The organism is Pseudomonadota bacterium (assembly GCA_039193195.1).
In the GTDB taxonomy this organism is placed as follows: domain Bacteria; phylum Pseudomonadota; class Gammaproteobacteria; order Steroidobacterales; family JBCBZW01; genus JBCBZW01.
This window is the reverse complement of sequence record JBCCWS010000030.1, coordinates 68,655-76,116: the sequence shown is the minus strand read 5'-3', so window position 1 is coordinate 76,116 and position 7,462 is coordinate 68,655. Positions and strand designations below refer to the sequence as shown.

Below are 7,462 nucleotides of genomic sequence, written 5' to 3'. Positions count from 1 at the left end.
GCATGAGCGACCCCAACACTCGGAAAACGCCGGCCTCAACCCTGAGAACGCCTCACAGGCACTCGCTCAGCTGCGGTCAACGCCCTACGATCTCATCTCAGGGGCTCAACGCCACACCTCATGAATAAAGCAGGCTAGTGCCTCGCGGTTGCAGTCATCGAGCATCTTGAACGCTGCCACGCCACGATAGAACGTACATGCCGGGCTGGCCGTACTCCTCTCCTCGCTCGGGGCACCCCTAAGGTACCCATCGACGGCGGTAACCCTCGTGAGGGTGCGCGGCGTCTCTCTTCGTTATCCGTGAGCATCCTTGGCACCACCCGTAGCACGGCCTAACGACCACCCGCGGCACACGGGCGGCGCTGCCCGGAGTGCACCGCGCTCCACTCGCTTGGCCCCCGTGTGTCCGGTGGCTGCCCCTCTCGCTGGTGCAACTCGCCTCCACCCTCACGGCTCGACCCGACCGCAGGCTGCGAACAATCCTAACGTTCGGGCACTCTAGGGGTGTGTCGCACATCAACGACGAACAGAAGTGTCCGCCGCGCCGGAAAGCACGGCGCTTGAAACGCCAGAGCGCGCAGGCGCGACACACCAACCCGCAGTCAGCAAACTAACAAAATAGGCATCAGAGGAAAAAAGATGACCAACACTCACACGGAGACCTTGCGAAGACGACTCCCGGGCGTACTCGTGCCCGGCGTGTTGCTCTGTTTACTCGGGGCGCCCGCCGCCAACGCCGACGATCGCGACGCGCGGCACCCGACATCGGCGCTGAACATCCCTGTCCTCGACACTAGCTCCCCCTTCGAGCCGCCCACGGAAGACGCCTTCGTCACCAACGCGGGGCCCGGCCTCGACACCGGCTGCACCTTCAATGACGAGCCCGAACACCCGCTGATCATCGATGTACTGGTGGATCAGTCCGTAGGTGAAGTCGACGCCAACGGCTTCCTTGTGGACGCCCAGTCTCTGATCGACGCCGGCATCATCCCGGCCACCTTCGAACTCGTGTTGCCCGCCTTCGACGTGGACGTAAACGGCGGCCCACCGCCTGAAAGCGACGAGGTGCTGTTTAACGGCGAGAGCCTCGGTTTCCTCAACGGTGACGACGGCATATGGCTATTGAATTCCTTCCGTCTGGACATTCGTAAGCTCAAATTTCCAGCTCCCGGCGGCCCCGCCGCCGTGAACACGGTGCAGGTGAACATCGACACTTTGTCCACGGGCACGTGGTGCACGGCGATCGACTGGGTGGCGTTTATCGTGCCCATTCGCCAGCAGTATGCGGTGACCCTGGAGGTGATGGGCGGCAACCCCGTGCGCGAGATCGCGGACAATGTGATCTATCGCCAGAGCTTCGATGCGGACTGCAACGTCGTCGAGAATCAACTCGACTTCGCTGAGTTTCCGTTCGTGGGCAGCCGAGAGAAGGACGTCATACTGCGCGCCACCTTGGATGCCTGCGGTGGCGGTGCTGGCATGCCTGAAGTCGATGTGCAATGGCAGCTGAGCGGACCTGTGCCACTGCAGACCAGGGGCGAGACCGCGTGGACAGGCACCCAGGGCAACATCTCGCTGCGCATGCTCGATCGGGTGGCGGACGGTACTGCTAACCTGGCCTTCACCATCGATCAGCAGATGGTGGAAATCAACCGCCGCGCGCTGACCACGTTGGCCACTCCCAAGGCCACCAGTGACTGCACCGCCTCGCCGTGTAGGCCGAAGCGCACGTGGTACGAGCGCGGCGTGGAATGGGCCGGTGGCTCCGATGGCGCAACGGATGAAGCGGGCGTCATCAACCAGGTACGCACATCCATGTTCGGCAACCCGCTGAGCTGGAAATACCTTGATGGCAACGATCCGTCCGACTGGGTTGGCCTCGTGGAAGGATCGCTGAATGACGGCAACTGCGTTGCCTTCACCGCGGTGCTGCAGAACCTGAGCGCAGTGCTCGGTGCCAGCGCGGGCTCGGAGGACCGCGTGGTGATTCGTTCCGGCTTCGTCACCAGGCCCAACGGCTCCTTGGACTCCGCCTTTACTGGCATGGCCGGCGCTGAACCAAGCGGCACGCTGGATCGCTACGTCTTCGGCATGCACAGCCTGCTGAAGAAGGGTAGCAACTGGCAGGACGCCACGTTTAACGGCAGCTATTCGAGTCGTGAGGCCTTCGTGGACTGGCGTCTGGACGGCGGCCGGGAAGTGCGCGACAGCAAGAACTGGCTTACCACCGGCGAGGGCGCCCTCCTGCGCCGTACGGGCACGACACTCCCAAGCCCCTACGACGCCACCTGGGGCAACGAGTGGCGCTACCTGGCACCCGCACCGGTGCCCTTCGCAGATGTCTTTGGCGGAGGCGCTCTGCTCGTAAGCAACGCTGCCGTAGCACCCGTCGTGGCCTTCGAACCCATCGATGAAGATGGCGACGGCTTCGCCGAAGCCCTCCGCGCGGCAGTGACCGTGGATACCACCGTGGCCGGCGAGTTCTTTGTCAGCGCGTCGCTCGTGATCGGCAGCGATGTGATTCCCGCGCGAGGTCGTAGCAACCTCATGAACTCCGGGCTGAGTGAGCCGATCAGCGGCCCGCCAGGCAGCTACACGGTCAACTTCGAGTTCCCTGGCGAGAGCATTGCAACCACGGCCACCGATGGACCCTATTCACTGCGGGTGGATGTAAGCTCGGAGACTATGGAGGAGGATGCGGTTACGGTCCCGACGCCTGCCTACGCCGCTACTGACTTTGGCGAGCTCAAAGCGGTCTTCCTGGGCAGTGTGGACCGCGGCGTAGACGAGGACGGCGATGGTCGTTTCGACCAGCTGCGCACGTCGCTTACGCTCAACGCTCGCGTCGACGGCGAGTACTTCGTCACTGGCACCTTGTGGAAGGACGAGGGCACGATCGTGGAGGCGCAAGCCATCGGTCCAATCTTCCTGGACGCGGGTGAACACGCGTTGGAGATGGACTTCGGCGGCGTCGCCATCCGGCAGTTCGGTGAAGACGGGCCGTATACCATCTTCGCGACGGTCACCGAAGTGGCCAGCATGGTCCGCCACGAAGCCACCTTCGACACCGCGGGCTACTTGCTGGATGAGTTCACCTTCACCCTGCTGCGCCCAGACGGCAACTTCAGCGACGACGGTGTCGACGACAACGGCAACGGCCTGTTCGAACTGCTGCGGGTGAACGTAGGACTAGACGTGGCCCAGGGCAACTTCCAGCTTGCCGCCATTCTGTCGAACGGCACCGATAGCGCCTTCGTGTACTCGGCCCCGCGGGACGTGGCCGGGGGTCTGCAGAGCATTACCTTCGATTTCAGCGGTGAGGAAATCAACTCGCTAGAGCTAGACGGCCCGTACACGGTCGAGCTCACGCTGCGCGACCCCGCCACCATGGTTGAGCTGGAGCGAGTGTTGTTGGAAGACACCACCCGCACCTACAGCTTTCTCGACTTCGAGGGAGAGCAAGTGGAAGTGGCGGACATCCGCCTGACGGGTAACTCGACGGACATAGGCATCGACACAGACGGTGACGGTCTGTTCGATCAGCTGCAGGTGGACGTGGAGCTGGAGCTGACCCAGGGCGGGACCTACGAGTGGAGTGCACGTCTGGAGGATCCCAACGGCACCGACATCACTTTCGATAGCCGCTCTGGAAGCCTGTCTGCGGGCGTCGACACCATCACCTTCATCTTCGATGGCAACGCTATCGGGACCAACGGCGTCGATGGGCCCTTCGAGGTGAACGGGCTGCTGATCTTCAGCAACAATGGTGCCAACCTCGTCGCGGCTGATGTCGCCACCACGCGGAGCTACACCGCTGACCAGTTCGAGGGCTTCGTGCCTCCGATCGACGGTGACCTGGATGGCGACGGCGACATCGATGGCGATGACTTCAGCATCCTGCGCGATGGGCTCGGAAGCTGCACGGGTGATCCGCGGTTCGTGCAGGACGCAGACTACGACGCCGACGGCTGCATCACCTTCGCCGACTACCGCATCTGGTACGGCTTCTTCCGAGCACAATAAGGAGAACTAGGCAATGAACCTTAGAAATATGATCGGCGGTACCTGCATCACCATGATGCTAGCCGCAGGCACGACCCACGCCCTCGCGATTGACCTGATGCTGTCAGGCCCCGCGCCCGACGTTGGCGACGAGTTCACCGTAGACGTGGTCGCTAGCGGCGTATTCGACGGCCTCGATGCCGCCGACGAACTGCTCGGTTTCGGCTTCGACGTAGTGGTGGACGACCCGTCCGTCGCCACCTTCGTCGGCGCCGACGTGCTCATGCCGTTCGTAGACCTCTCCGAGCTGTTCCCGGACGTGGACGTGGCCGGTGGCGCGTTCCCGGGGGTCCCGAACCAGCAGGGCAACGACGTGTTTACCATCGCCGCGCTCACTTTCTCCGCGGTAGGGGCGGGCACCACGTCGCTCGGTATCGTGTCCGATACGGGCTCGCTCAACGAGGGCCTGATCTACCTCTTCAACGATCCGCAAGACATAACTTCGTCCTTCACCATCGACGTGGTCGAGGTGCACGAGCCGGGCGCGCTCGGGCTGATCGCCGGTGGATCGCTGATGCTGGTGTTATTGCGGGCGCAGCGCCGGCGAAGGTAGCGGTGTGGTTGGGGTCTGGCGAGCGATTGCCGGGCCCCAAATCGCCGCGCTGGTGCGGGCCCGGCTAAGCTCGGCGCGCATCAGTCATAGCGAGGGATCGGCCCTCACCTGCGCGGCGTTGACTCTTGGCCCACACCGCCGATGCTAACGACGTTTTTCTACTCGAATCTGCTGGCAGCAGCGGTGGCGATGGAACACCAGGCTTTGTTCTCAATGGAACCGATGCCCAAGGCGCCGCCGGATCGAAGCTGGCTGAGCTAGGCGATATCCACGGCGACGGCGTGGATGCCTTCGGTGGTGCGGGAGACGGACAAGGTCATCGTCACCACCTGACCTGGCGCGCAGGCTAGGCGAGACGCTGGCGCAGCTCACGCACGCGCTGGCGACTCACGGGCAGCTCACGGCCGTCCTCGAACACCACCCGGTAGCGGCTCCCTTCCAAGGTGCGAAGGGAGCTGATCGTGTTCAGGTTGACGATGTGCGAGCGATGGATTCGCAGGAACTCGTCCGGCAATAGCTCGGCTAGCTGGTCGAGGGTCTTGGCATGGAGCAGCCGACGCCCGGTTAACAGCTCGAGTTCTGCGTAGTTGCCCGCGCCGTGGATCGCCCGCACCTGCGCGACGGGTACGGCGCGGGTCTCCCGCCCTGTCTGCACGGCGAGTTGCTTGACCGCAGGCCCCGTCCGCGACGCCTGGCGCTGCAGCCGCGCCACCGCCTTGCCTAGGCGCGCCTCGTCGAAGGGTTTGGGGACGAAGTCGAGCACACCGTGCTCGAAGGCCTCCATGGCCCGGTCCGTGTTAGCGGACACGACGATGGTCTCGTGCGGCCCCACCAGGGCCTTGCGCAGGAGGGCGAAGCCATCTTCCCCGGCGAGGTTCAGATCCAGAAAGAGCGCGTCGTAGCGCGTGCCACGCAGGGCGTGCACCGCTTGCGATAGCTCATCACAGCGTTCGATGACTACGTCCTGCGGCAACAGCGCACTCAACATGCGCGCCAGGCGACGCGCCACCATCGGCTCGTCCTCCACCACGAGCACCTTCACGGGCGTCGCGCCGGCAGGCAAAGGCGTGTGCGCCAACCACCGTCCTCGGTCGGCCCGGCCTCCAGGGACCACGCGTCGCCGTAGGCTTCGGCAAGGCGCGCCTCCACGTAGCGCGTGCCCGTTCCCTTGCGCGTCGCGTGATCTGCCGTCGGCTTGCCCGCAGGGGCGGTCAAGGTGAGCGTTAGCATCTCCGCGGACGCCTCGATCTTGAGGGAAAGCGCCGTGTCGCCCGCGTAGCGCCCGTGGGTGATCGCGTTCTCCACCAGCGTGTGAACGACGGCGGGCGGTAGGGTCCAGTCGGCCGCCGAGCCCTCGACGGCGAGCGCGTAACGTCGATCGTGGCGATAGCCCATGACCTCGAGGTGGCGCTGGCAAAGGGCGATCTCCTGCGCGAGGGGCACCAGGGTTTGCTCAGCCATCTGCGCCAGGTGGCGGAACTCCTCGGAGAGCGCGTTGATCATCGCCACTCCCGTGCGCGGGGAGATCTCTATCCACTCACTCAAGGTGGTGAGCGTATTCATCAAGAAGTGGGGGTTGAGATTGCGCTTGAGCAGTTCCGTGCGCAGGCGAGCGGACGTAAGCTCCGCCTGCTGCTTAGCCTCCCGCTCGCGGCTCACTACACCCACCTGCTCGGCGAACAGGAAGAGCAGCAACACGGCGTAGCCCAGGTAAAGGCCGAGATCGAGGAAGCCAGGAGCGTTCAGCAGCAGAAGGGCAACGAACAGCACGAGGCCGAAGATGGCGGGTTGGGCAGAGGTGTCGCCGCCCAGGCGCGCCTGGGCAGTGACGATGATGCCCGCGAGCAGACCCAGGGTGATGACGATGACCGTGGCCCCATCGGGGCTCGGCACCAACCATGCCGACAGGACGCCGATCGGCACTACGGCCCATATCCACCACGAACGACGCTCGAAGCGCTGGCACAAATACGCCAGCAAGCACATGGTGGCGATGCCAGCAGCGACGGTGACGGCCCGCAAGCGGATGGCGTGCCAGTCGTAGGAGTAGTTGACGTAGGCCCGCAACACCTCGAAGGCGAGCTGCATCAGCACGGCGAAGCAGGCGGCCGCCAGCCAGCACGAGGCGCGGTCCCTCGTGCGCAGGCCGAGCAGGAGCAGGTAGGTGAAGGCCAGCACCAGCGTACCCGCAGTCAACATCGCCGGCAGGTAGCGCGCTCGCTCAGCGTACAGAGGATCCTGGAAGGGTCCGAGAAAGATGAAGTCGAGCGGCGAATACACGTTGCCGGCGTGGTGTGCCGACCACTCGATGGAGAGCCGGTGACGCCCTGCTCCCAACAGTTCCGGCGGCACGAACACCACGGCCGCCAGCGGCCCGGGCACTTCCGATACGCGATCCAGCCCGGGCGAACCCTTCGAGCCGAGCGCGACCCCGTCCCAGGAGATGCGCGCGGAGAAGGTGCCAGAGAGAAACAGACCTATGGGCTCACCGCCCGCGTAGACGGCGGGCAACTCGATGTCGCATTCGAGGGTCTGCAGCTCCCGCTCTCGCACGTCCCGCCAGCGCACGTCGATCTGCTCAGCGCCCATCTGCTGCACGCAGGCCTGCGGGTAACGCAGCTCGGCGGCGTGTGGCCCTCTCCCAAAGAAGAGTGCGAATAGCACCAGCAGGAGCGACAGGGCGGGCCTGCGATAGCAAGCGGGAAACCGGGCATAAGACATGGTGCGGGACAGGCTAGCACGCCCCGGCCGTGCGCCTGAGATGCCCACCCAGGCGAAGGAGCAGTTGGCGTAACAGCGCTGGCCATGGCGTCGAATGCTGAGCATCCTGCTTCCGTGACCCCTGCC

General features: G+C 64.5%; 5 protein-coding genes. 3 read left to right on the top strand and 2 right to left on the bottom strand.

Annotated features, from left to right (window positions below):
- The first annotated feature begins 639 nt into the window (after positions 1–639).
- The 3 genes from AAGA68_19565 (at position 640) to AAGA68_19555 (ending at position 4,965) form a co-directional block, all read left to right on the top strand.
- A complete protein-coding gene (locus AAGA68_19565) occupies positions 640–4,023 on the top strand; it encodes a hypothetical protein (protein MEM9387268.1) in 3,384 nt (1,127 codons plus the stop codon).
- 13 nt (positions 4,024–4,036) lie between these two features.
- Positions 4,037–4,615, top strand: coding sequence for a hypothetical protein (locus AAGA68_19560; protein ID MEM9387267.1), 579 nt, complete (start codon positions 4,037–4,039; stop codon positions 4,613–4,615).
- A gap of 125 nt (positions 4,616–4,740) precedes the next feature.
- Complete coding sequence (locus AAGA68_19555; protein MEM9387266.1) at positions 4,741–4,965, top strand: hypothetical protein; 225 nt, start codon at positions 4,741–4,743, stop codon at positions 4,963–4,965.
- Here AAGA68_19555 and AAGA68_19550 read toward each other — a convergent pair.
- Complete coding sequence (locus tag AAGA68_19550; GenBank protein ID MEM9387265.1) at positions 4,962–5,693, bottom strand: LytTR family DNA-binding domain-containing protein; 732 nt, start codon at positions 5,691–5,693, stop codon at positions 4,962–4,964. The two genes, AAGA68_19555 and AAGA68_19550, sit on opposite strands and share 4 nt — an antisense overlap.
- On the bottom strand, positions 5,654–7,441 hold the full coding sequence (locus AAGA68_19545) for a histidine kinase (protein ID MEM9387264.1): 1,788 nt from the start codon (positions 7,439–7,441) through the stop codon (positions 5,654–5,656). The genes AAGA68_19550 and AAGA68_19545 overlap by 40 nt, the downstream gene beginning before the upstream one ends.
- Positions 7,442–7,462: the final 21 nt, after the last annotated feature.